This window comes from Cryobacterium aureum, assembly GCF_002954245.1.
In the GTDB taxonomy this organism is placed as follows: domain Bacteria; phylum Actinomycetota; class Actinomycetes; order Actinomycetales; family Microbacteriaceae; genus Cryobacterium; species Cryobacterium aureum.
Genome location: NZ_PPTG01000048.1, coordinates 424,047 through 446,200 on the forward strand (window position 1 = coordinate 424,047; position 22,154 = coordinate 446,200).

Annotated in this window: 11 protein-coding genes and 1 tRNA gene; 10 read left to right on the forward strand and 2 right to left on the reverse strand. The window is 64.0% G+C overall.

Annotation, left to right across the window (positions count from 1 at the left end):
• The first annotated feature begins 130 nt into the window (after positions 1 to 130).
• From gltB to pyk, 3 genes are all read left to right on the forward strand, one after another.
• On the forward strand, positions 131 to 4,708 hold the full coding sequence (gene gltB / locus CJ028_RS18870) for a glutamate synthase large subunit (RefSeq protein WP_105036713.1): 4,578 nt from the start codon (positions 131 to 133) through the stop codon (positions 4,706 to 4,708).
• Positions 4,701 to 6,158 (forward strand): glutamate synthase subunit beta, encoded by a 1,458-nt coding sequence (locus CJ028_RS18875; protein WP_105036714.1) that lies wholly within the window; start codon positions 4,701 to 4,703, stop codon positions 6,156 to 6,158. Before gltB ends, CJ028_RS18875 begins: the two co-directional genes overlap by 8 nt.
• Before the next feature lie 66 nt (positions 6,159 to 6,224).
• A complete protein-coding gene (pyk, locus tag CJ028_RS18880; protein ID WP_105036715.1) occupies positions 6,225 to 7,670 on the forward strand; it encodes a pyruvate kinase in 1,446 nt (481 codons plus the stop codon).
• A 233-nt stretch (positions 7,671 to 7,903) separates the two neighbouring features.
• On the opposite strand, the gene CJ028_RS18885 is transcribed toward pyk, so the two are convergent.
• Positions 7,904 to 7,986: transfer RNA gene (locus CJ028_RS18885), tRNA-Leu, on the reverse strand.
• 38 nt (positions 7,987 to 8,024) lie between these two features.
• Here CJ028_RS18885 and CJ028_RS18890 point away from each other — a divergent pair.
• Positions 8,025 to 8,630: an ANTAR domain-containing response regulator gene (locus CJ028_RS18890; protein WP_105036716.1), complete on the forward strand. Its 606-nt coding sequence runs from the start codon at positions 8,025 to 8,027 to the stop codon at positions 8,628 to 8,630.
• Positions 8,631 to 8,748: 118 nt separating this feature from the next.
• Positions 8,749 to 12,240, forward strand: coding sequence for a TM0106 family RecB-like putative nuclease (locus CJ028_RS18895; RefSeq protein ID WP_105036717.1), 3,492 nt, complete (start codon positions 8,749 to 8,751; stop codon positions 12,238 to 12,240).
• Here CJ028_RS18895 and CJ028_RS18900 read toward each other — a convergent pair.
• On the reverse strand, positions 12,237 to 12,662 hold the full coding sequence (locus CJ028_RS18900; RefSeq protein WP_105036718.1) for a hotdog fold thioesterase: 426 nt from the start codon (positions 12,660 to 12,662) through the stop codon (positions 12,237 to 12,239). The two genes, CJ028_RS18895 and CJ028_RS18900, sit on opposite strands and share 4 nt — an antisense overlap.
• 53 nt (positions 12,663 to 12,715) lie before the next feature.
• Between CJ028_RS18900 and polA the strand changes: the two genes are divergently transcribed.
• From polA to coaE, 5 genes are all read left to right on the forward strand, one after another.
• On the forward strand, positions 12,716 to 15,388 hold the full coding sequence (gene polA / locus CJ028_RS18905; RefSeq protein ID WP_105036719.1) for a DNA polymerase I: 2,673 nt from the start codon (positions 12,716 to 12,718) through the stop codon (positions 15,386 to 15,388).
• Positions 15,389 to 15,462: 74 nt separating this feature from the next.
• Positions 15,463 to 17,139: a DUF885 domain-containing protein gene (locus CJ028_RS18910; RefSeq protein ID WP_105036720.1), complete on the forward strand. Its 1,677-nt coding sequence runs from the start codon at positions 15,463 to 15,465 to the stop codon at positions 17,137 to 17,139.
• A gap of 238 nt (positions 17,140 to 17,377) precedes the next feature.
• Positions 17,378 to 18,832: a 30S ribosomal protein S1 gene (gene rpsA / locus CJ028_RS18915; RefSeq protein ID WP_092448535.1), complete on the forward strand. Its 1,455-nt coding sequence runs from the start codon at positions 17,378 to 17,380 to the stop codon at positions 18,830 to 18,832.
• 307 nt (positions 18,833 to 19,139) lie between these two features.
• The gene (locus tag CJ028_RS18920; protein WP_105036721.1) at positions 19,140 to 21,434 is read left to right on the forward strand and encodes a response regulator; all 2,295 of its coding nucleotides are present in this window, start codon (positions 19,140 to 19,142) and stop codon (positions 21,432 to 21,434) included.
• Positions 21,435 to 21,482: 48 nt separating this feature from the next.
• Positions 21,483 to 22,130 (forward strand): dephospho-CoA kinase, encoded by a 648-nt coding sequence (coaE, locus tag CJ028_RS18925; RefSeq protein WP_105036722.1) that lies wholly within the window; start codon positions 21,483 to 21,485, stop codon positions 22,128 to 22,130.
• The last annotated feature ends 24 nt before the right edge of the window (positions 22,131 to 22,154 follow it).

Sequence of the window (22,154 nt, forward strand, 5' to 3'; positions counted from 1 at the left end):
AGCCAACATTCACGTAGCGCCGCCCCATAGCGGGCTGACCCGAACCGGGCACGCGTTATAGTTTTCCGCACACATCTCCTTCGGGCCAGCGTCGTCCCTTACTGCCAGTCATTTCGTGAGGACGGTCTCAATGGCGCAGAAACCTCTCTATTCCCGCTTCAGCAGCATGCCCGAAGCGTCCGGTCTATATGACCCGGCGGCCGAACGCGACGCGTGTGGCCTGGCGATGGTGGCGACCCTGCGGGGCACCGCCGGGCACGACATCATCATCCAGGCCCTCGACGCCCTGCGCAACCTGGAACACCGCGGGGCCGTCGGTTCTGACGCCGGCACCGGTGACGGTGCCGGAATCATCACCCAGATACCGGATGCGTTCCTTCGCGCCGTCACGGATTTCGCGCTCCCCCCGGTGGGCAAGTACGCCGTCGGCAACATCTTTCTCCCGACCGACCCGACCGCTCGCACCGCCATCAAACGTGCCATCAGCCTGATCGCCGACGAGGAAAGCCTCACCATCCTCGGTTGGCGGGAGGTTCCGGTGCACCCCGAAGACCTCGGTAGTCAGGCGCGCGCGAACATGCCGGCCATCCAGCAGCTGTTCGTACAGAGCACTCGCACGACCGAATCCGGCGACCCGCTCTCGGACATCGCGCTGGATCGGCAGACCTTTCGGCTGCGCAAACGCGCCGAACGCGAACTCGAGATCTACTTCGTATCGCTGTCCTGTCGCACCCTGGTTTACAAGGGCATGGTCACGACTCTGCAGCTTGAACCCTTCTACCCCGATCTGTCGGACGAACGTTTCGTCTCAACGCTGGCCCTCGTACACTCCCGCTATTCCACGAACACGTTCCCGTCGTGGCCGCTCGCCCAGCCGTTCCGCATGATTGCGCACAACGGCGAGATCAATACGGTGCAGGGCAACCGCAACTGGATGCGCGCGCGCCAGTCGCAGCTCGAGTCTGAGTTGCTCGGCGACGTCGCACCGCTGCTGCCGATCGTCACCCCGGGAGCGAGCGACTCGGCATCCTTCGATGAGGTCGTCGAACTGCTCAGCTTGTCGGGTCGGTCGCTGCCGCACGCCATCATGATGATGGTGCCGGAGGCCTGGGAAAACCAGACCGACCTCGACGACGAACGTCGCGACTTCTACGAGTACCACTCCATGCTGATGGAACCGTGGGATGGCCCCGCCGCGATCGTCTTCACCGACGGTTCCCTCGTCGGTGCAACCCTCGACCGCAACGGCCTGCGCCCCGGCCGCTACCTCATCACCGACGATGGCCTCGTCGTGCTCGCGAGCGAGATCGGCGTGCTCGGCATCGACCCGGCCCGCGTTGTGCGCAAGGGCCGCCTGCGTCCAGGCCAGATGTTCCTGGTCGACACCAAGGCTGGCCGCATCATCGACGACCGTGAAATCAAGGCCGAGCTGGCGGCGAGTGAGCCCTGGGGCGAGTGGCTGCAGAAGGGCCGCATCAACCTCAAGGACCTGCCAGAGCGGGAGCACATCGTGCACCCGCCGGCATCCGTCGTGCGCCGCCAGCGCACCTTTGGCTACACCGAAGAAGAAGTGCGCATCCTGCTCACCCCGATGGCGCGCACCGGTGCCGAACCGCTCGGTGCCATGGGCAGCGACACCCCCATCGCTGTGCTCAGCGACCGTCCGCGGCTCATGTTCGACTACTTCACCCAGCAGTTCGCACAGGTCACCAACCCCCCGCTCGACTCGATTCGGGAAGAAGTGGTCACGAGCCTGAAGCTCGCTCTCGGCCCGGAACGCAACCTGCTCACGGCGGGCCCGGAGCACGCGCGCCAGGTCATCTTGGACTTCCCAGTCATCGACAACGACGAACTGGCCAAGATCCAGCACATCGACCCCGTCGTCGGCAGCCGCACCACCACGACCATTCGCGGCCTGTACCGGTTCGAAGAGGGCCCGGACGCGCTGTCCAAGCGCCTCGCCGCCATCTGCGTGGAGGTCGACGAGGCCATTGAGGCCGGCGCCCTGTTCATCGTGCTGAGTGACCGCGATTCCAATAAGGACCTCGCACCAATTCCGTCTCTGCTCATGATCGCTACCGTGCACCACCATTTGATTCGCACGGAAAACCGTATGAAGGTCGGCATCGTCGTCGAGGCCGGCGACGTGAGGGAGGTACACCACGTAGCCCTGCTGATCGGATACGGCGCGTCTGCCGTGAACCCGTATCTCGCCATGGAGACCTGCGAAGACCTCGTGCGCAGCGGCATCATCACCAATGTCACGCCCGAAAAGGCGGTGCGCAACGTGATCAAGGCCCTCGGCAAGGGTGTGCTCAAGATCATGTCCAAGATGGGCATCTCCACCGTGTCGTCCTATGCCGGTGCCCAGGCCTTCGAAGCTGTCGGTCTCGCCCAGTCGTTCGTCGACCAGTACTTCACCGGCACCACGAGCAAACTCGGCGGCGTCGGCATCGACGTGATCGGTGTCGAAAACCTGGCGCGCCACGCATCCGCTTACCCAATGGATGCCGCCGTGACCGCACACGAACGCCTCGCGACCGGTGGCGAATATCAGTGGCGCCGGGACGGGGCCCCGCATCTGTTCAACCCGGAGACCATCTTCCGGTTGCAGCACGCCACTCGAACGCGGCGCTACGACATCTTCCGTGAATACACGAAGATGGTCGACGATCAGGCCGAATCCCTGATGACGCTGCGGGGCATGTTCACGCTCAGCCCTGGCCAGCGCCCCCCTGTGCCTCTCGATGAGGTCGAATCGGTCTCCCAGATCGTCAAACGGTTCTCCACCGGCGCGATGAGCTACGGCTCCATTTCGCAGGAAGCGCACGAGACTCTCGCGATTGCAATGAACCGCCTCGGCGCTAAGTCGAACACGGGTGAGGGTGGCGAAGACCTTGACCGCCTGCTCGACCCGACCAGGCGCAGCGCCGTCAAGCAGGTCGCCTCCGGCAGGTTCGGCGTGACGAGCATGTACCTCACCCACGCCGATGATATTCAGATCAAGCTCGCCCAGGGTGCCAAGCCCGGCGAGGGCGGCCAGCTGCCGCCGACCAAGGTGTACCCGTGGATCGCCCGCACCCGGCACGCCACGGCCGGTGTCGGACTCATCTCGCCGCCGCCGCACCACGACATCTATTCGATCGAAGACCTCAAGCAGCTCATCTTCGACTTGAAACGGGCCAACCCGAAGGCGCGAATCCACACCAAACTGGTCAGCCAGTCCGGTATCGGTGCCGTTGCTGCCGGAGTCGCCAAGGCACTCTCCGACGTGATCCTGATCAGCGGGCACGACGGTGGAACCGGTGCAAGCCCGGTCAACTCGCTCAAGCACGCCGGCACACCGTGGGAACTCGGCCTCGCCGAAACCCAGCAGACACTCATGCTCAACGGCATGCGCGACCGGGTGGTCGTGCAGGTCGACGGCCAGCTGAAAACGGGTCGTGACGTGTTGATCGGTGCTCTTCTCGGTGCCGAGGAATTCGGTTTCGCCACGGCACCGCTGGTCGTCTCCGGCTGCATCATGATGCGCGTATGTCACCTCGACACCTGCCCAGTCGGTGTCGCGACCCAAAATCCCCAGCTGCGAAAGCGCTATGCCGGTCAGGCCGATCACGTCGTGAACTTCTTCGAGTTCATCGCGCAGGAGGTACGGGAGTACCTCGCCGAGCTCGGATTCCGAAGCCTCGACGAGGCCATCGGTCACCGTGAAGTTCTGAACGTGAACCGCGCCCTCACCCACTGGAAGGCGCAAGGACTCGACCTGTCGCCCATTCTGAGCGGACCGGACTTTTCGGAGAGCGAACCGCGCAAGTGGGCGCGCGCCCAGGAACACGAACTCGAGAAGCACTTCGACAACGAACTGATCCGGCGCAGCCAATGCGTGCTCGAACACGGCGGAACGGTGCAGATCGACCTGCCGATCCGCAATACCGAGCGCGCCGTCGGCACCATGCTCGGTAACCAGGTCACCCTGCGCCACGGCGAAAACGGGCTGCCGGCGGGTTCGATCGAGGTCACCCTCACCGGTTCGGCCGGACAGTCGTTCGGGGCGTTCCTGCCGAGCGGCATCACCCTGCGGCTCGAAGGCGAATCCAACGATTACGTCGGTAAGGGCCTCTCCGGCGGGCAGATCATCGTGCGCCCCCACCGGGCCAGCCAGTTCCCGGCCGAAGACAACGTCATCGCCGGAAACGTGATCGGCTACGGGGCGACCCAGGGCAGCATGTTCATCCGCGGCATTGTCGGCGAACGATTCCTGGTGCGCAACTCCGGTGCTATCGCCGTCGTCGAAGGTGTGGGGGACCACGCCCTTGAGTACATGACCGGGGGTCTCGCCGTCATCCTCGGCGAGACCGGGCGCAACCTCGGAGCGGGAATGAGCGGTGGCACGGCCTATGTCTACGGACTCACCGCCGAACGGGTCAACCGCGACGCGCTCACCTCTGGCGAACTTCGGCTGCTGGCCCTCGACAGCGTCGACCGTGAAATCGTGCGCGACCTGCTCGAACAACACTGGGGCCAGACCGACTCAGCACTTGCCAAGCGCATGCTGGACAACCTGGAAGAAACCATGAACACTTTTGTCAAGGTGCTGCCGCGCGACTACGCGGCCGTGCTGGAGACCAGGCAGACGGCCGTCGATGAGGGACTCGATCCCGACGGTCTCGTTGTCTGGAATCGAATTCTGGAGGTAACCAATGGCTGATCCGAAGGGATTCCTGAAGACGACGGAACGTGAGCTTCCCGCGAGGCGCCCCGTGGCCATCCGCTTGATGGACTGGAAAGAGGTCTACGAACAGGGTGACGCTGCCGTGCTCAAACGTCAGGCCGGCCGCTGCATGGACTGCGGTGTGCCGTTCTGTCACCAGGGCTGCCCGCTCGGCAACCTTATTCCCGAGTGGAACGACCTGGTCTGGCGCGACGAGGGCCGTGCGGCCATCGAACGTCTGCACGCGACGAACAACTTTCCCGAGTTCACCGGTCGGCTCTGCCCGGCCCCGTGCGAATCGTCCTGCGTACTCGGCATCAACCAGCCCGCCGTCACGATTAAGCAGGTCGAGGTGTCGATCATCGACCAGGCCTTCGCCAAGGGGTGGGTGCAGCCGCAGCCGCCCGGGCGCCTGACCGGAAAGACTGTTGCCGTCGTCGGATCCGGCCCCGCCGGACTGGCCGCCGCCCAGCAGCTGACCCGCGCCGGCCACACCGTCGCCGTGTTCGAACGCGACGACCGCATCGGCGGACTGCTGCGCTACGGCATCCCCGACTTCAAAATGGAGAAGAAGCACCTCGAACTGCGTCTGGCGCAGATGACGGCGGAGGGAACCCGGTTCCGCGCCAACGTCAACATCGGCGTGGACATCACCTGGGATGACCTGCGCGCCCGGTACGACGCCGTCGTGGTGGCGACCGGCGCTATGGTGCCCCGCGACCTGCCCATTCCGGGGCGCGACCTGCCCGGCGTGCACTTCGCCATGGAATACCTGGTGCAGCAGAACAAGATCGGCGCCGGCGGAAGCATTGAAGCGCGCATCGACGCTGAGGGCAAGCACGTGGTGGTGCTCGGCGGCGGCGACACTGGAGCGGACTGCATCGGCACCGCCCACCGCCAGCTGGCGGCATCCGTCACCAACCTGGCGATCGGCAAGCAGCCGGGCACGACCCGTACGGAAAGCCAACCGTGGCCGATGTCCCCGACCCTGTTCGAGGTCTCCAGCGCCCACGAAGAGGGCGGCACCCGGCAGTATCTCGCGTCAACGGTCGAGTTTCTGTCCAACGAGTTCGGCGAGGTGCGTGCCATTCGCATCGCCGAGACCGAATACCTTGACGGACACCGCGTTCCCAAGGCCGGCACCGAGAAAGAAATTCCGGCCGACCTCGTTCTGCTCGCCATGGGCTTCACCGGCCCGGAATCGGACGAACTTAGTCACCAGCTGAAGCTTCCGTTCGACGAACGCGGCAACGTTGAACGCGACGGCAACTACCAGACCAGCCACGAGGGCGTCTTCGTCGCCGGCGATGCCGGTCGCGGCCAGTCCCTGATCGTCTGGGCCATCGCTGAAGGTCGCGCCGCAGCTGCTGCGGTCGATCAGTTCCTGGAAGGGCAGACCCAATTGCCGTCTCCCGTTAAGCCCACGGACCGCTCCTTCGCCCTCTAACCCACTAGCCTTCCTGCAACACGTTGTAATGCGCTTAACAAGCGCGGAAATCGGAGATTCACCAGTATGAGACGCGCAAAAATCGTCGCCACCCTCGGGCCGGCAGCTGCCAGCTACGAGCAGATCAGAGCGCTCATCGACGCGGGCGTTGACGTCTGCCGGATGAACCTCAGCCACGGCAATTACCAGGTGCACGAAAGCGTCTACGCCAACGTGAGAAAAGCCGCCAACGACTCCGGCCGCGCTGTGGCCGTCATGGTTGACCTGCAGGGACCCAAGATTCGCCTCGGCAAGTTCGAGGGCGGCCCGTACGAGCTCGCCGTCGGCGACATCTTCAAGATCACCACTGAAGATGTACTCGGCACCAAGGAACTCTCCGGCACGACCTTCAAGGGTCTGCCGCAGGACGTGCACCCCGGTGATTTCCTGCTCATCGACGATGGCAAGGTCAAGGTGCAGGTCGTTGAAACGGATGGCGTCGTCGTGACCACCAAGGTCATCGTCGCTGGCCCGGTCTCCAACAACAAGGGCATTAACCTGCCTGGCGTGGCCGTCAACGTGCCGGCACTGTCCGAGAAGGACGAAGCCGACCTGCGTTGGGGCCTCCGCCTCGGCGCCGACCTCATCGCCCTCTCTTTTGTGCGCAGCGCCGAGGACATCACGCGCGTGCACGAGATCATGGCCGAAGAAGGTCGTCGCGTTCCGGTTATTGCGAAGATCGAAAAGCCGCAGGCGGTCGACAACCTTGAGGAGATCGTCGACGCCTTCGACGCGATCATGGTCGCCCGCGGCGACCTCGGCGTTGAGCTTCCGCTCGAGGCCGTACCGATCGTGCAGAAGCAGGCCGTTGAGATCGCTCGCCGTATGGCGAAGCCGGTCATCGTCGCCACCCAGATGCTCGAATCCATGATCCTGAGCCCGGTGCCTACCCGCGCCGAGACCAGCGACGTCGCCAACGCCGTGCTCGACGGTGCGGATGCCGTCATGCTCAGCGGTGAGACCAGCGTCGGAGAATACCCCGTTGTCACGGTGCAGACCATGGCCCGCATCGTGGAGTCCACCGAGGTGCACGGTCTCGAGCGCATCGGCAAGCTCACTAACCGCCCGCGCACCCAGGGTGGTGCGATCACACTCGCGGCCATCGAAGTCGCCGAATTCGTCGATGCAAAGTTTCTGTGTATCTTCACCGAGTCTGGTGACTCGGCCCGGCGCATGTCCCGCCTGCGGTCGAAGATCCCGATGCTGGCGTTCACGCCGGAGCCGAGCATCCGTCGTCGTCTGGCGCTCACCTGGGGAATCCAGACGTACCTGGTGGAGCCGGTGACCCACACCGACGCCATGTTCGGTCAGGTCGACGACATTCTCCTCGGCCAGGGCCTCGCCGAAATCGGTGACAAGGTCGTCGTCATCTCCGGTTCCCCTCCCGGAATCGTGGGCTCGACCAACGACATCCGCGTGCACCGCGTGGGCGACGCCCACAACGAGGTCGCACCGGCGTACGTCAAGAAGTAGCGGTTAATGCCAGAAAGCCCCACTCTGTGATTTGGACAGAGTGGGGCTTTGGGGCGATATCGACGACTCGGTCATCATGGCGTCCTCGACGCGAGCCAGAAACTCCGCGAGGGAGCGCTATTCTTCGGTGGTTCTGGAACTCTGTGTCATGAATCTGGGAAACGGCTGTTGTCGGCGAAGCTGTAAAAAGGATGAAAACCTCTTTGACCAGGGATTTGATTAATGAAAATCTGTACCGGTGGTGGGACTCGAACCCACACGTCCTTGCGAACAAAGCATTTTGAGTGCTCCGCGTCTGCCATTCCGCCACACCGGCTTACAACTACTCGTTCAGAATACCGTAGGCTTTTGCACGTGACCGACCAAGCAAGCACCCCCACCCCTCCGCGCCGCGTTGTCGTCGCTGAGGATGAATCCCTCATCCGCCTCGACATCGTCGAGATTCTGCGCGACAACGGCTTTGAAGTCGTCGGCGAAGCCGGTGACGGAGAAACTGCGGTCGCCTTGGCACGGGAGCTCCGCCCCGACCTGGTCATTATGGACGTCAAGATGCCCCAGCTCGACGGCATCAGCGCGGCCGAACGCCTCTCCAAGGAGCACATAGCTCCGGTGGTTCTGTTGACCGCGTTCAGCCAGAAGGAACTGGTCGAGCGCGCCACGGAAGCTGGCGCCCTCGCCTACGTCGTCAAGCCTTTCACCCCCAATGACTTGCTGCCGGCCATCGAGATCGCCCTCTCGCGCTACAGCCAGATCATCACACTCGAGGCTGAGGTCGCCGACCTGGTCGAGCGGTTCGAGACCCGCAAACTCGTCGACCGGGCGAAGGGCCTGCTCAATGAGAAGATGGGCCTGACCGAGCCCGAAGCCTTCCGCTGGATTCAGAAAGCTTCGATGGACCGTCGCCTCACCATGCACGACGTATCGCAGGCCATCATCGAGCAGCTCAGCGCGAAGAAGTAGCCGCACCGTAGATAGAGAACGGCCCGGCAGATTCTGCCGGGCCGTTCTGCGTCCCCGCCCCTGACCGGCTGGCGTGTCGGAGGTGTCCGATACGCTCGAACAGACGAAGGGCGGGCGCATGTTCCTACTGGACGGCGGCGTGGTGACCAGCGCGAGCGACCTGAGCGCGGCATCCGTCTGCGAGTTTGCGTTTCTGCATCGCATGGACGCGAAGCTCGGGCGCATCGACGCGGTGCCCGACCTGGTTGACGCCATGCTGGAGCGCACGTCTCGGCTCGGCGACGAGCACGAGTATCGGGTGCTTGAGCAATACCGACGAAGCCGGTCGGTCGTAGAAATCGGGCGACCCGAGCGGATGGCACGTTCCGCTCTGATAAATGCCGCCGACGAAACGCAAAGGGTTTTCACCGGGAGCGCCGAGGTGATATTTCAGGCCACTTTTTTTGACCCAGACTTCGCCCCAGCTACCGCAGACATCGCCTTTCTCGGATTCGCCGACTTCATCGTGCGGCAGAGCGACGGCTCGTGGTTACTGCAAGATACCAAGCTCGCCCGCCACGCCCGGGTCACGGCGCTGTTGCAGCTCGCGGCCTACGCCGAACAGCTCGAGCGCATCGGTGTGACGGCGGCTGTCACCGTCGAGCTACTGCTCGGGGATGGTTCCGTGAGCGTGCACCGGCTCGCCGATATTCGCCCGGTGTACCGCAAACGCAAGCAGCGCCTGGTGCAGATCATCACGGAAAGACTCAACACCACCCAGCCTGTTTTCTGGGGCGACCCGCGTTACACCATCTGCGGGCGCTGTACCAGTTGCGAGGCGGCGGTGGCGGAGCACCGCGATCCGTTGCTGGTCGCCGGGCTACGGCTGTCTCAGCGGGCGCGACTTGCGGCCGGGGGCATTCTCACCATCGACGACCTCGCAGCGTCCACGGGCGACATCAACGGCATGGCCGACTCGACGCTCGCAGCCCTGCGCACGCAGTCGCGGCTGCAGCTTCAGGCGGACCTTGGCACAGCCCCGCCGATCGATCTGTACAACCCCGGAGCGCTAACCGTGCTGCCAGAGCCGAACCCCAGTGATATCTTCTTCGACTTCGAGGGAGACCCGCTCTACACGGAAGACGGTGCTGTCGAGGGTTCGACCACGCAGTGGGGCCTCGACTACCTGTTCGGTCTGGTCGACGTCAGCGAATCCTTTCGAGCGTTCTGGGCGCACACCTGGACTGAGGAAAGCGTGGCCCTCAACGACTTTCTGGCTTACCTCACCGCGCGTCGAGCGCAGTTTCCGGGCCTGCACGTCTACCACTACGCCGCCTACGAGCGCACCCACCTGCTCAGCCTCGCCGCGAGGCACGGCGTCGGCGAAGAGCAGATCGACCAGCTGCTGCGCGAGAACGTGCTCGTTGACCTTTACCCGCTGGTGCGCAAGACCATGCGCGTTGGGTCCCACTCTTACTCGATCAAGAAGCTCGAACCGCTCTATATGGGTGCCGAGCTGCGGGCTGGGGAGGTCACCAACGCGGCCGATTCGATCACTGAATACGCCGCAGCCCGGGACCTGCACGAGCACGGAGATCAGGCCGAAGCGCAGCGCATGCTCGACTCCATCGCCGACTACAACCGCTACGACTGCGTGTCAACGCTGCGCCTGCGTGACTGGTTGCTCACGCTGGCGCGCGGGGCTGGCATCCGCCCGTCCGCCAGCACGAGCGAAACAGATGCCGACCCGCTCGAGCCGTCACCGGTGCGCGACGCCCTGCTCGCCATCGCTGCGCCAACGACACCCCACGCCCCACGCAGCGCCGACCAGACCGCGGCCGCTTTCGCCGCCGCCGCGATCGACTACCACCGGCGGGAGCAGAAAAGCTTTTGGTGGGGGCACTATTTTCGGCTCGAGTACCCGATCGACGAATGGCAGGACACCCGCGACGTACTCGTCGTCGAACGCGTCGACGTGGAACGCGACTGGTTCAGGGAGGGCCAGCAGCGCATCGACCGTCGCCATCTCTGGCTGCGCGGTCGACTCGCGCCGGGCAGCAGCATCAAACCGGGCGACCAGGCGGGGCCCTACCTCCTCTACGAATACCCCGGGCCGTTTGAGAACCCCGACACCTCGGAAGGCGCGCGCACCCACCGCACCGTGACGGTGCTGGGCGTCGCCGACGACGGCGGCATCCTGGTCGAAGAGACTTTGCTGAAAAACGTTGCCCGATACGATCGCCGGCCGAGCGCCCTCGCGCCGGCCGCACCACCCCGGGCGATGCAGCAGAAGCCCGCCATCGATGAGTGGGCAGCCGCCATCATCGACGCCCGGCCGGGTTGGCCGCGCGACCCCATGGTCGACATTCTGCGCCGTACTCCTCCGCACACCCGAACGGGGAACCTTGTGGCGGTCGCCGATGGAGACACCATCCACGCCGTCATCGCGACGCTGCTCGACCTTGATCACTCCTATCTCGCCATTCAGGGGCCGCCCGGCACCGGCAAGACCTACCTCGGCGCCCACGTCATCACCGCGCTCGTGCAGCAGCACGGCTGGAAGATCGGTGTCGTCGCCCAGTCCCACGCGGTGGTGGAGAACCTGCTCGACGCCGTCGTCAGCGCCGGGCTCGAGCCGGCTCTTGTCGGCAAGGTCGCCAAAACCGGCGCCGACCCGGCAGAGCCCGCCTACACCGTCCTGCCAAAAGACAGGCAACTTCTCTTCGCAGTGGATCACATCGCAACGGGATTCGTCGTCGGCGGCACCGCGTGGGATTTCAGCAATCCGGCCCGCGTGCCGCGCCACAGCCTCGATCTGCTCGTCGTCGACGAGGCCGGCCAATTCTCGCTCGCCTCGACCATCGCGGCGAGCGTCGGTTCGCGCAGTCTTTTGTTGCTCGGCGACCCGCAGCAACTACCGCAGGTCAGTCAGGGCACCCACCCCGAGCCGATCGACCAGTCTGCCCTGGGCTGGGTCGCCGCCGGCCATGATGTGCTGCCCGCCGACCGGGGGTATTTTCTCGCCGAGAGTCGCCGCATGCACCCGGAGGTCACTGCCTCGGTCTCCCGACTGTCCTACGGCGGACTGCTGCGCGCAAACCCGGTCACCTCGACCCGCCTGTTGGCCGGCATCGCGCCCGGCCTGCACGCGGTCCCGGTCGTGCACGCCGGTAACTCGACTTCTTCACCCGAAGAAGCGGATACCGTCGTCGCGCTCGTGCGCGCTGCCCTCGGCCGCCGGTGGACCGACCCGACCATTGATCGGGTCGATGACCCACTGACCGAAGCCGACGTGATCGTCGTCACCCCCTACAACGCCCAGTTGGGGCTCGTCCGCGAGGCGCTGGCCGCTGCAGGTTACGCCTCTGTGAGGGTGGGGACGGTGGATAAGTTCCAGGGTCAGGAGGCCGCAGTGGCTATCGTTACGCTCGCCGCCAGCTCGGCCGATGACGTGCCGCGCGGCCTGGCATTTCTGATCATGAAGAATCGCCTGAACGTGGCCATCTCGCGGGCCAAATGGGCCGCTTATCTGGTTTATTCTCCGGCGCTCACCGACTACCTGCCCGTGACGCCAGCCGGCGTCGCCGAGCTCAGCGCGTTCATCAGCCTGGTCGAGCCAGGCGTGATCTAACCCCGCGGTGGAAGATCCTTGATGATGTTCGTGATGCGAATCGTCGAGCACCGACGTCCGGCATCATCCGTGACGACGATCTCGTGAGTGGTGAGGGTGCGGCCCAGGTGAATCGGGGTGCAGACCCCGGTCACATAGCCGGAGGTTGCCGAGCGGTTGTGCGAAGCGTTGATCTCAATGCCCACTGCGAGCTTCCCCGGACCGGCATGCAAATTCGCGGCCATCGAGCCAAGCGACTCGCCCAGCACGACGTAGGCTCCGCCGTGCATGAGCATGGCCGGCTGCGTGTTGCCGGCCACCGGCATCCGCGCGACGGCCCGGTCAATCGTGAACTCGGTGAACTCCAGCCCCATCTTGTCGGCCAGGTCTCCGCCACCGCGCTGCTGAACCCAGGCGAGTGCGTCGTCGGTCGTATTGAACATGATCACCTTTGGTCGGGGGAGCCCACACGGGAAGACGCTTGTAGGCTAGGGGAGTGTTGGACTCCGAAAAGCCTACCCTGATGATCATCGACGGCCATTCCCTGGCATTCCGGGCGTTCTTCGCTCTGCCAGTGGATAGCTTCCAGACCCACGCCGGTCAGCATACGAACGCCATCCACGGCTTTCTGTCGATGCTGCTCAGCCTGCTGCGCAACGAGAAGCCGACCCACCTCGCCGTCGCGTTCGACATCTCCCGTGCGTCCTTTCGCACCCGGGAATACCCCGAGTACAAGGGCACCCGCAATGCGACGCCGCCGGAGTTCCTCGGGCAGATTCCGCTGCTGCAGGAAGCTCTCGCCGCGATGAACATCACCACCATCACCAAGGAAGACTTCGAGGCCGACGATATTCTCGCGACACTGTCGGTTGAAGGAACAGCCGCCGGCTACAACGTGCTCGTCGTCTCCGGCGACCGGGATGCCATCCAGCTGGTCAACGAGACCGTCACCCTGCTGTACCCCGCGAGCCAGGGCGTGTCAGCCCTCACCCGCTACGACCCGGCCCGGGTGCGCGAGCGCTACGGCATCGAGCCCGAGCAATACCCCGACGTCGCCGCTCTGGTTGGTGAAACCAGCGACAACCTGATCGGCATCAGCAAGGTCGGCGAGAAGACCGCCGTGAAGTGGCTCGGCCTGTACGGCAGTCTCGACGGCATCCTGGAACACGCCGAGGAGATCAAGGGGGTCGTGGGCAACAACCTGCGAGAGCAAAAAGAGAACGCGATTCGCAACCGCCGTCTCAACCGCCTCGTCACCGACCTGGAGCTGCCGATGGCCGTTGCCGCACTCGAACGCGGTGCCATGAACACCGACGCGGTGCGGGACATCTTCACCCGCCTCGAATTCAAGACCCTCCTCGACCGGGTGCTCAAGCTCGCCGGCGAAGACCCGGCGGTTGAAGCAGCCATCGCCGTCATCGACGAGGTACCTGCTCTGCAGGCCCCCATCGCGCAGGACCTGCTCGACGAAGAACTGCAGTCCTGGCTCGACCGTGCCATCGCGGCTCACCCGGCCGGCCTCGGCCTCACCGTTGAGGTGCAGGACGGCAAGGCAATCGGCTTTGGTCTGGCCAGCCCGACCGAGACCATCAACCTGCCGTGGCAGCCGGGACGCAAAGACTACGCCCCGCTTGAAGGGTGGCTCGCGAGTTCGGCACCGAAGATAATGAACGACGCCAAGCACCAAGTGAAGGCGCTTCGCCGCAGCGGCCTACCGTTCAGTGGACTCGCCTTCGACACTTTGGTCGGAGCCTGGCTCATCCGTCCGGGTGGCCCCGACAAGACCCTGGCCGACCTCGTGTCGCGCTACCTCGACGAAACCCTGCCCATCGCCGACCCCAACCAGCTCGTGCCCGACGAGACCCAGCAGGCTGGCGCCCCCGCCCAGGCCTGGTATACCCAGCGTGTCTTCGCGGCGGTTGAAACGACCCTCGACCCCGGTTCGCTGAAACTCCTGATCGAGATCGAGCTGCCGACTCTGCTCGCCCTGGCCGACATGGAGTTGGCCGGCGTCAGCGTCTCGCACGAGCAGCTCGCCGAACTGTCCGCCGAGCTCGGTGCCAGCACTGCGAGCCTCGCCGCCGCCGCCTACGCCGAGATTGGCCGTGAGGTAAACCTTGGCTCGCCCAAACAGCTGCAGGACGTTCTGTTCGACCAGCTCGAGATGCCCAAGACCCGCGCGAACAAGACCGGTTTTTCAACGGATGCCGGTGCCCTCGCCGACCTGCAAGCCAGCAACCCGCATCCGTTTCTCGATCTGCTGCAGAAGCACCGCGACGCCACCAAACTGCGTCAGATCGTGGAAACCCTCGACAAAGCTATCGACACGAGCGGCCGCATCCACACGACCTATGTGCAGATCGGTACGACAACCGGCCGTATCTCGTCGAACGACCCGAACCTGCAGAACATCCCGGTGCGCACCGAAGAGGGCAGGCGCATCCGTGCCGCCTTCCAGGCCGGGCAAGACAGCGAGAGCCTGCTGACCGCCGACTACTCGCAGATCGAAATGCGCATCATGGCGCACCTGTCCGAAGATGCCGGCCTGATCGAGGCCTTCAATGCTGGCGAAGACCTGCACCGTTTCGTCGGTTCCCGCATCTTCGGCGTCGACCCGGCCGATGTGTCCGGCGAAATGCGCAGCAAGGTCAAAGCCATGAGCTATGGGCTCGCCTATGGCCTCAGCGCCTTCGGCCTGTCCAAGCAACTTCGGATCGACACCAAAGAGGCCAAACAGCTCATGACCGACTACTTCGAGCGGTTCGGTGCGGTGCGTGCGTACCTGCGCAACGTGGTCGAGCAGGCTAAGGTCGACGGTTACACCGAGACCATCTTCGGTCGCCGCCGCCCATTCCCCGATCTGGCCAGCCCTAAACGGGTTCTGCGCGACAACGCGGAACGAGCGGCGCTCAACGCGCCGATTCAGGGGTCGGCAGCGGACATCATGAAGATCGCCATGAACGGTATCGCTGCTGATCTGATGGATGCCTCGATGGAGTCCAGCATGCTGTTGCAGGTGCACGACGAATTGATCTTCGACGTCGCGCCTGGCGAATGGGATGCGCTGCGCCAGGTGGTCACCCACAACATGGAATCCGCCGCAGATTTGCTCGTTCCGTTGGAGGTTCAGGTCGGTCGCGGACCCAACTGGGACGCCGCCGCCCACTAATCCGGTAAGCGTTGATCGGCCATTTTCCCCAATTGGGGGGTTCGGCTGGAATCGTCGTGTTCTAGGCTCGACGCATGACAAACGACATCCAGCGCACTCCCACGGCCATCGACCAGATCGCTGAAGAGTGGGTGGACACCCTCGTCGACCTTGACCCAACGGTGGGTACCTACATCGGCCGCACCGAGGGTGATGGCCGCTACGGCGACTACTCCCCGGCGGGCCACGAACGCTTCGTCGACGAGGCTAAGAAGACGATCGCACAGCTGGATGCCGCAGCCCCGGTTGACAGTGTCGACGAGGTTACGAAGACGGACCTGCGCAGCGAGTTGTCGCTCAGCGTCGAGAGTTCAGACGCACAGCTGCAACTGCGCGACCTCAACGTCATCGCCTCACCGGCCCAGGAGATCCGCGAAATATTCGACCTCATGCCCACGAAGACCGTCGACGACTGGGCCAACATCTCAAGCAGGTTGGGTACCCTCCCGGCCGCCATCGACGGGTACATCGAGACCCTCCGCCTCGGCATCGAGCGTGGGGTGACCCCGGCGCGCCGCCAGGTACGTGAGGTGCTCGCTCAGGCCCAGCGCCACGCCGCCAATGACGGCTTCTTCGCCGAATTCTCAGCGAACGCGTCTCTCGATAGCGGCACCCTGCCCGCTTCCCTCGCCAAGGACCTCGGCCTCGGCGCCCGTCGTTCGGCCGCCGCCTACGACAAGCTGGCAACCTTCTTCCGCGATGAACTCGAGGGCAAGGCCACCGTCGACGACGCGATCGGCCGCGAGCTTTACACCCTCGCCTCCCGCCGTTTTCTCGGCGCCACGATCGACCTCGATGAGACCTACGAGTGGGGCATCGAAGAACTCGCCCGCATGGTCGAAGAGCAAGAGAAAGTCGCCGACCAGATCAAGCCCGGCGCGAGCGTACTCGAAGCAATCGCCCACCTCGACACGGACCCGCGCCGTAAGCTGCACGGCACCCAGGCCCTGCAAGAGTGGATGCAGCGCACCAGCGACAAGGCCGTCGCCGACCTCGCCGAAACCCAGTTCGACATCCCCGACGAGATCAAGACCATCGAGTGCATGATCGCCCCGACCCAGGAAGGTGGCATCTACTACACCGGGCCGACCGACGACTTCTCCCGTCCCGGGCGAATGTGGTGGTCGGTGCCCGTCGGTGTGACCGAATTCGACACCTGGCGCGAGCTCACGACCGTGTACCACGAGGGTGTGCCCGGCCACCACCTGCAGATCGGCCAGGCCGTCTACAACCGGGCCAAGCTCAACACCTGGCGCCGTCAGCTGGCCGGCACCTCGGGCCACGCCGAGGGCTGGGCCCTCTACGCCGAACGCCTGATGGAACAACTCGGCTACCTCGACGACCCGGCTGACCGCCTCGGCATGCTCGACGGGCAGCGGATGCGCGCCGCTCGCGTCGTTCTCGACATCGGTGTGCACCTGGGCAAGGCTCGGCCCGACGGTTCCGGCCCATGGACCGCGGACTATGCCTTCGAATTTCTCGGTCAGAACGTCAACATGAACGCGAGCTTCGTCAAGTTCGAGGTCAACCGCTATCTCGGATGGCCAGGCCAGGCGCCGTCCTACAAGGTGGGCCAGCGTATTTGGGAGCAACTCCGCGACGCCGCGAAGATAAGTCAGGGCGACGCCTTCTCAATCAAGGAATTCCATCGCACCGCCCTCGACTTGGGAGGCGTGGGTCTCGACACGCTGCGGTCGGCGCTGCTCAAGTAGGGTATCCATGGAAAGTGCGGTGAGTCTGGCCAAGTTACCCGTGCCGGTCAAGTTAACCGTGCCGGTCGAGTTGCCCGAGGGGGAGTCTGGTAGCTAGGATAGAGTGTCACATTTGTGGCACCCTATCCGCTGCCATGCGCGGAGCGTTCCCCGGGTTTTCCATACCGCGGAACAACTAAAACACCTGAACGACCTTTCGCGTGTGGCCCGATTATGTCCATCCTGGAGCAACTACTACATGACAATCGCAACGACCGAACGGGCACCCAAGCAGGTCGCCATCAACGACATTGGATCTGCTGAAGACTTTCTTGCCGCGGTCGAAAAGACTCTGAAATTCTTCAATGACGGAGACCTCATCGAGGGCACCGTAGTGAAGATCGACCGCGACGAGGTTCTCCTCGACGTTGGGTACAAGACTGAGGGTGTCATTCCCTCCCGCGAACTTTCCATCAAGCACGACGTTGACCCTTCCGAGGTTGTCAAGGTCGGCGACCTGGTCGAGGCCCTCGTTCTTCAGAAGGAAGACAAAGAAGGCCGCCTCATCCTCTCCAAGAAGCGCGCTCAGTACGAGCGTGCATGGGGCGATGTTGAGAAGATCAAGGAGTCCGACGGTGTTGTCACCGGTTCGGTCATCGAGGTCGTCAAGGGTGGACTCATCGTCGATATCGGCCTGCGTGGCTTTCTGCCGGCATCGCTCATCGAGCTTCGCCGCGTTCGCGACCTGACCCCGTACCTGGGCCAGGAGATCGAAGCGAAGATCCTCGAACTCGACAAGAACCGCAACAACGTTGTGCTGTCGCGTCGCGCCCTGCTCGAGCAGACGCAGAGCGAAAGCCGCACCACGTTCCTCAACAACCTTCAGAAGGGACAGGTCCGCAAGGGCGTCGTCTCCTCGATCGTCAACTTCGGCGCGTTCGTCGACCTCGGCGGCGTCGATGGTCTGGTTCACGTTTCCGAGCTCAGCTGGAAGCACATCGAGCACGCCAGCGAGGTCGTTGAAGTTGGCCAGGAAGTCACCGTCGAGATCCTCGAGGTTGACCTCGAGCGCGAGCGCGTCTCCCTGTCGCTCAAGGCGACGCAGGAAGACCCGTGGCAGGTCTTCGCCCGCACCCACGCCATCGGCCAGGTTGCACCGGGTAAGGTCACCAAGCTCGTTCCGTTCGGTGCGTTTGTTCGCGTTGCCGAGGGCATCGAGGGCCTCGTGCACATCAGCGAGCTCTCCGGCAAGCACGTCGAGCTCGCCGAGCAGGTTGTCTCGGTCGGCGACGAGGTCTTCGTCAAGGTCATCGATATCGACCTCGAGCGTCGCCGCATCTCGTTGAGCCTCAAGCAGGCCAACGATGGCGTCGACCCCGACGGCACCGAGTTCGACCCGGCGCTCTACGGTATGCTCACCGAGTACGACGACAAGGGCCAGTACAAGTACCCCGAAGGCTTCGACTCCGAGACCAACGAGTGGCGCGAAGGCTTTGACGAGCAGCGCGAAAAGTGGGAGCAGGACTACGCAGCTGCCCAGGCTCGCTGGGAAGCCCACAAGAAGCAGGTTTCCACCGCGAACGACGAGATCGCTGCCCCCAGCGACGTCGCACCGGCCGGATCGGCCTTCTCGAGCGAGTCGGCTGGCGCCGGCACGCTCGCCGACGACGAAGCACTCGCGGCTCTGCGCGAGAAGCTCTCCGGCGGCAACTAGCAGCACAGCTTCATCCCGCGCCGTTTGATAGCGCACAACGGGCCGCGTCCTTCGGGATGCGGCCCGTTTTTTGTATGACGTTCGCAAACGGATGGAGGTCGTGCCACCGGGCGCAGCATCCGTTGGGCAGCTGGCCACGATCACGGCTCACAGAAATCTTCGTGGTATACCTGATAGTGAGGAAACGTCCTCTTTCACAAGCATCATGGCATTCACGAGATTGTCCAACGGATGTGGTTTTCCCTAGTTACAACCTGTTTCTGGTGGGAACGTGCACGACAGCTTCACCGCCCCATCGGAGAGCCCCATGAATACCGTTCACCCCGCAGGCAGCGCTGACCACAGGGTCGAAGACGATTCTCAGCCCCCGGTCGCGCCGTTGGGGGGTCCTAGCGCCCCCGACGGCTCCAGTCCATCGCTGTCGGTTGAGGTGCTCAACGAGAGATTGCGCGACCAGCAGTTTTATACTCGATCCCTGATCGAGTCAAGCATTGATGCGCTCATGACGACCGATACCAAGGGCGTTATTACCGACGTCAATCAGCAGATGCTAGCCCTGACCGGGCGCACGCGTGACGAACTCATCGGTGCTCCGTGCCGCAATTTCTTCACCGATCCGACGCGGGCCGACACTGTCATCGCCCGAGTCTTGAAGGAGAACCGGATCACCGATTACGAGCTGACGGTGCGATCCTTTGACGGTACGGAAACCGTCGTGTCGTACAACGCGGCCACTCTGCGGGATCGTGAGCGCAGAGTGCAGGGTGTTTTCGCGGCAGCCAGAGACGTGACCGAGAGCAAACGGCTCGAGCGGGCCCTCCTCGAGAAGAATTTCGACATGGTGCAGGCGAATGTTGCCCGCGCCGAGTTTCTGACTCGCGCGAAGGTTGAGGTCCTGAGACCGCTGCAGGCGATCGTCTCCACAGCCAAGGCGCTGAGCCGTGGGGCCGACGGTACGCTGCAAGAGGCGCAGCAGAGCCGGGTCGACGGCATCTGCGCTGACACGGCCAGCCTGCTGTCCTTACTTACGGAACTCATCAGCATGTCGACGGTGGAAACCGGCAACGTCGACTTCATCTATGAGCTCGTCGACGTGCACAACCTTCTGGTCACCAGCGTCGCGCTGGTCGACCAGAGCGGCGACCCCGCAGTTTCGGTCGCTGTCAATGGTGCTGAGCACCTGCGTGACTTTCCACTCGACACCGAAACCACCGGTCAAATCCTGGCGGTCCTGCTGGGCAATGCCGTTGCAGCTAGCAAGGGCAAGGGCGTATCCGTGCAGGCGCGGGTCGTGCCGCGCAGTTCCGTCGGCGACCTCGACGGCCATCGCCAGCACTGGTCGGCGCCTCTGCCGAAGTCGAGTTATGAGGAGTTCCTGGAAATTCGAGTGACGCACTCCGGTGCCGGGATCTCTGAGGGAGATCTGCCTTCCCTCTTTCTTCCCCTGCGACACGGCGAATTCGACGCCGCATGGAAGTCAAGCGGCAACGGCGTGGGCTTGGCCATGGTGAAATTGCTGGCCGAGCTGCAACAGGGCACGGTCGGCGTGGAGGGTGCCCTGAACGAGGGTGCAACCTTCGGCGTCTGGTTACCGCGCCGTGACCTGTCCGCAGCATCGGCCCCACCGTCACGAACGTCACAAAGCAGCACTCGGCGAGCGGAGGTCCGCGCGGAAGACTCCAATGAATTCGAATCAGTACAGACCGGCTCTGACGCCTCACCTGAGCCCGAGGGCGAGAATGGGGACGCTCTGCTGCAGCCTGCCACGCAGGAACTGATCGTGGCGACCAGTGCTGACTCGAGTGTTGCCCTTCAGGGCCTCGCTGAGGCAGTCGCGGGTTTTACTGCCCCGAGCGGAAGCTCGACGGCTTTGGTGGTTGAGGACGACGCCAAATCCGCCAAGCTCCTTCGGGTGCTCCTCGAGGCAGAAGGCTTCCAGGTGATTACAGCGCCGAGCGGCGAGGAAGCGCTCGATCTCGCACAGAGAGTGCCGCTGAGCCTGATCACCCTCGACGTACAACTGCCGGGAATGGACGGTTGGAAGTTTCTCCTGAAGCTCCACGATTCTCCGGAACTGGCCTCCATCCCCGTCGTGGTCATCGCCGGATTGGCCGACATGAGTATGGCATTGAGTCGCGGCGCCGCGGCTGTGCTCGAAAAGCCCCTGCAGCGGGCCGAATTGCAGAACTCGCTCACCCTGCTGGGGTTACGCCCTGACCGGGCGCACACCCGGTGCATCCTCATCGTCGATGAAGATCGCCAAACCGTCGACCGGGTCGCTTCGTACCTGGAAGAGCCGGCCTACCGCGTCGAATCCTCGGCGTCGGGCGAGGCCGCCATCTTCGATGCGCTCACGTTGACGCCCGACCTGATTCTGATCAATCTCATGATGGAGCACCTCGGCGGGTTCAAGATTGTGCGGGCGCTGCAGGACCACGCCAGTACTCAGCACATTCCGGTGCTGGTCCTGTCGGCCCGAAAGATTACCGAGGAGGAACAGGACATGATCGACAGCGACCCGGCCCAGCCCGCCGTGGCAATGAACAAACCGGACTTCAATCGGGACGCGCTCCTGGCAGAGATCAAGCGGGCTCTCGACTGAGCGGATGCTCCCGGTGCCCTCGGCAGACGCAACAGATAGTCTGGCGGGATGTATCTGATTGGACTGACCGGCGGAATCGCCTCGGGTAAGAGCACCGTGGCGCAGCGGCTCGCTGAGCTGGGTGCCGTCGTGATCGACGCCGACCGTCTCGCCCGCGAGGTCGTGGAACCCGGCACGCCGGCACTGGCAGCGATCGCTAAAGAATTCGGCGCCGACCTGCTGCAGCCCGACGGCAATCTGAACCGGCCGGCGCTTGGCGCCATTATCTTCACCGACCCGGTGCGGCGGGAGCGGCTGAACGCCATCACGCATCCGGCCGTGCGGCAACTCACTCGCGATCGGGTGGCCGCAGCCGCTGCGGCTGACCCGCACGCCATCGTCGTCTACGACGTTCCGCTGCTGGCCGAAGCCAAGGCCGGCGGCCTGGTCACCTTTGATCTGATCGTTGTGGTGCAAGCGGATGCTGACACCAGAATCCAGCGCATGGTAGACCTGCGCGGACTGACCCGCGAGGAAGCGACGCACCGCATCTCATCTCAGGCCAGTGACGCAGAACGTCTGGCCCTGGCAGACGTCGTGATCGACAACACGGGCGGCCTCGACGCGACCCTGCTTCAGGTTGACGCGCTCTGGGAGCGGGTGCGCACTGCCGAAACCGATCTGGGCAGGGTGAGCGACGGCATCCGCTCGCCGTGATCGACCGCGCAAAGCTGAGTGTCA

What these genes read in the sequence shown, in the direction of transcription:
- gltB (WP_105036713.1), top strand. Translation starts at nt 131, where the DNA reads ATGGCGCAGAAACCTCTCTATTCCCGCTTCAGCAGCATGCCCGAAGCG.
- CJ028_RS18875 (WP_105036714.1), top strand. Translation starts at nt 4,701, where the DNA reads ATGGCTGATCCGAAGGGATTCCTGAAGACGACGGAACGTGAGCTTCCC.
- pyk (WP_105036715.1), top strand. Translation starts at nt 6,225, where the DNA reads ATGAGACGCGCAAAAATCGTCGCCACCCTCGGGCCGGCAGCTGCCAGC.
- CJ028_RS18895 (WP_105036717.1), top strand. Translation starts at nt 8,749, where the DNA reads ATGTTCCTACTGGACGGCGGCGTGGTGACCAGCGCGAGCGACCTGAGC.
- CJ028_RS18900 (WP_105036718.1), bottom strand. Translation starts at nt 12,662, where the DNA reads ATGTTCAATACGACCGACGACGCACTCGCCTGGGTTCAGCAGCGCGGT.
- CJ028_RS18910 (WP_105036720.1), top strand. Translation starts at nt 15,463, where the DNA reads ATGACAAACGACATCCAGCGCACTCCCACGGCCATCGACCAGATCGCT.
- rpsA (WP_092448535.1), top strand. Translation starts at nt 17,378, where the DNA reads ATGACAATCGCAACGACCGAACGGGCACCCAAGCAGGTCGCCATCAAC.
- CJ028_RS18920 (WP_105036721.1), top strand. Translation starts at nt 19,140, where the DNA reads ATGAATACCGTTCACCCCGCAGGCAGCGCTGACCACAGGGTCGAAGAC.
- coaE (WP_105036722.1), top strand. Translation starts at nt 21,483, where the DNA reads ATGTATCTGATTGGACTGACCGGCGGAATCGCCTCGGGTAAGAGCACC.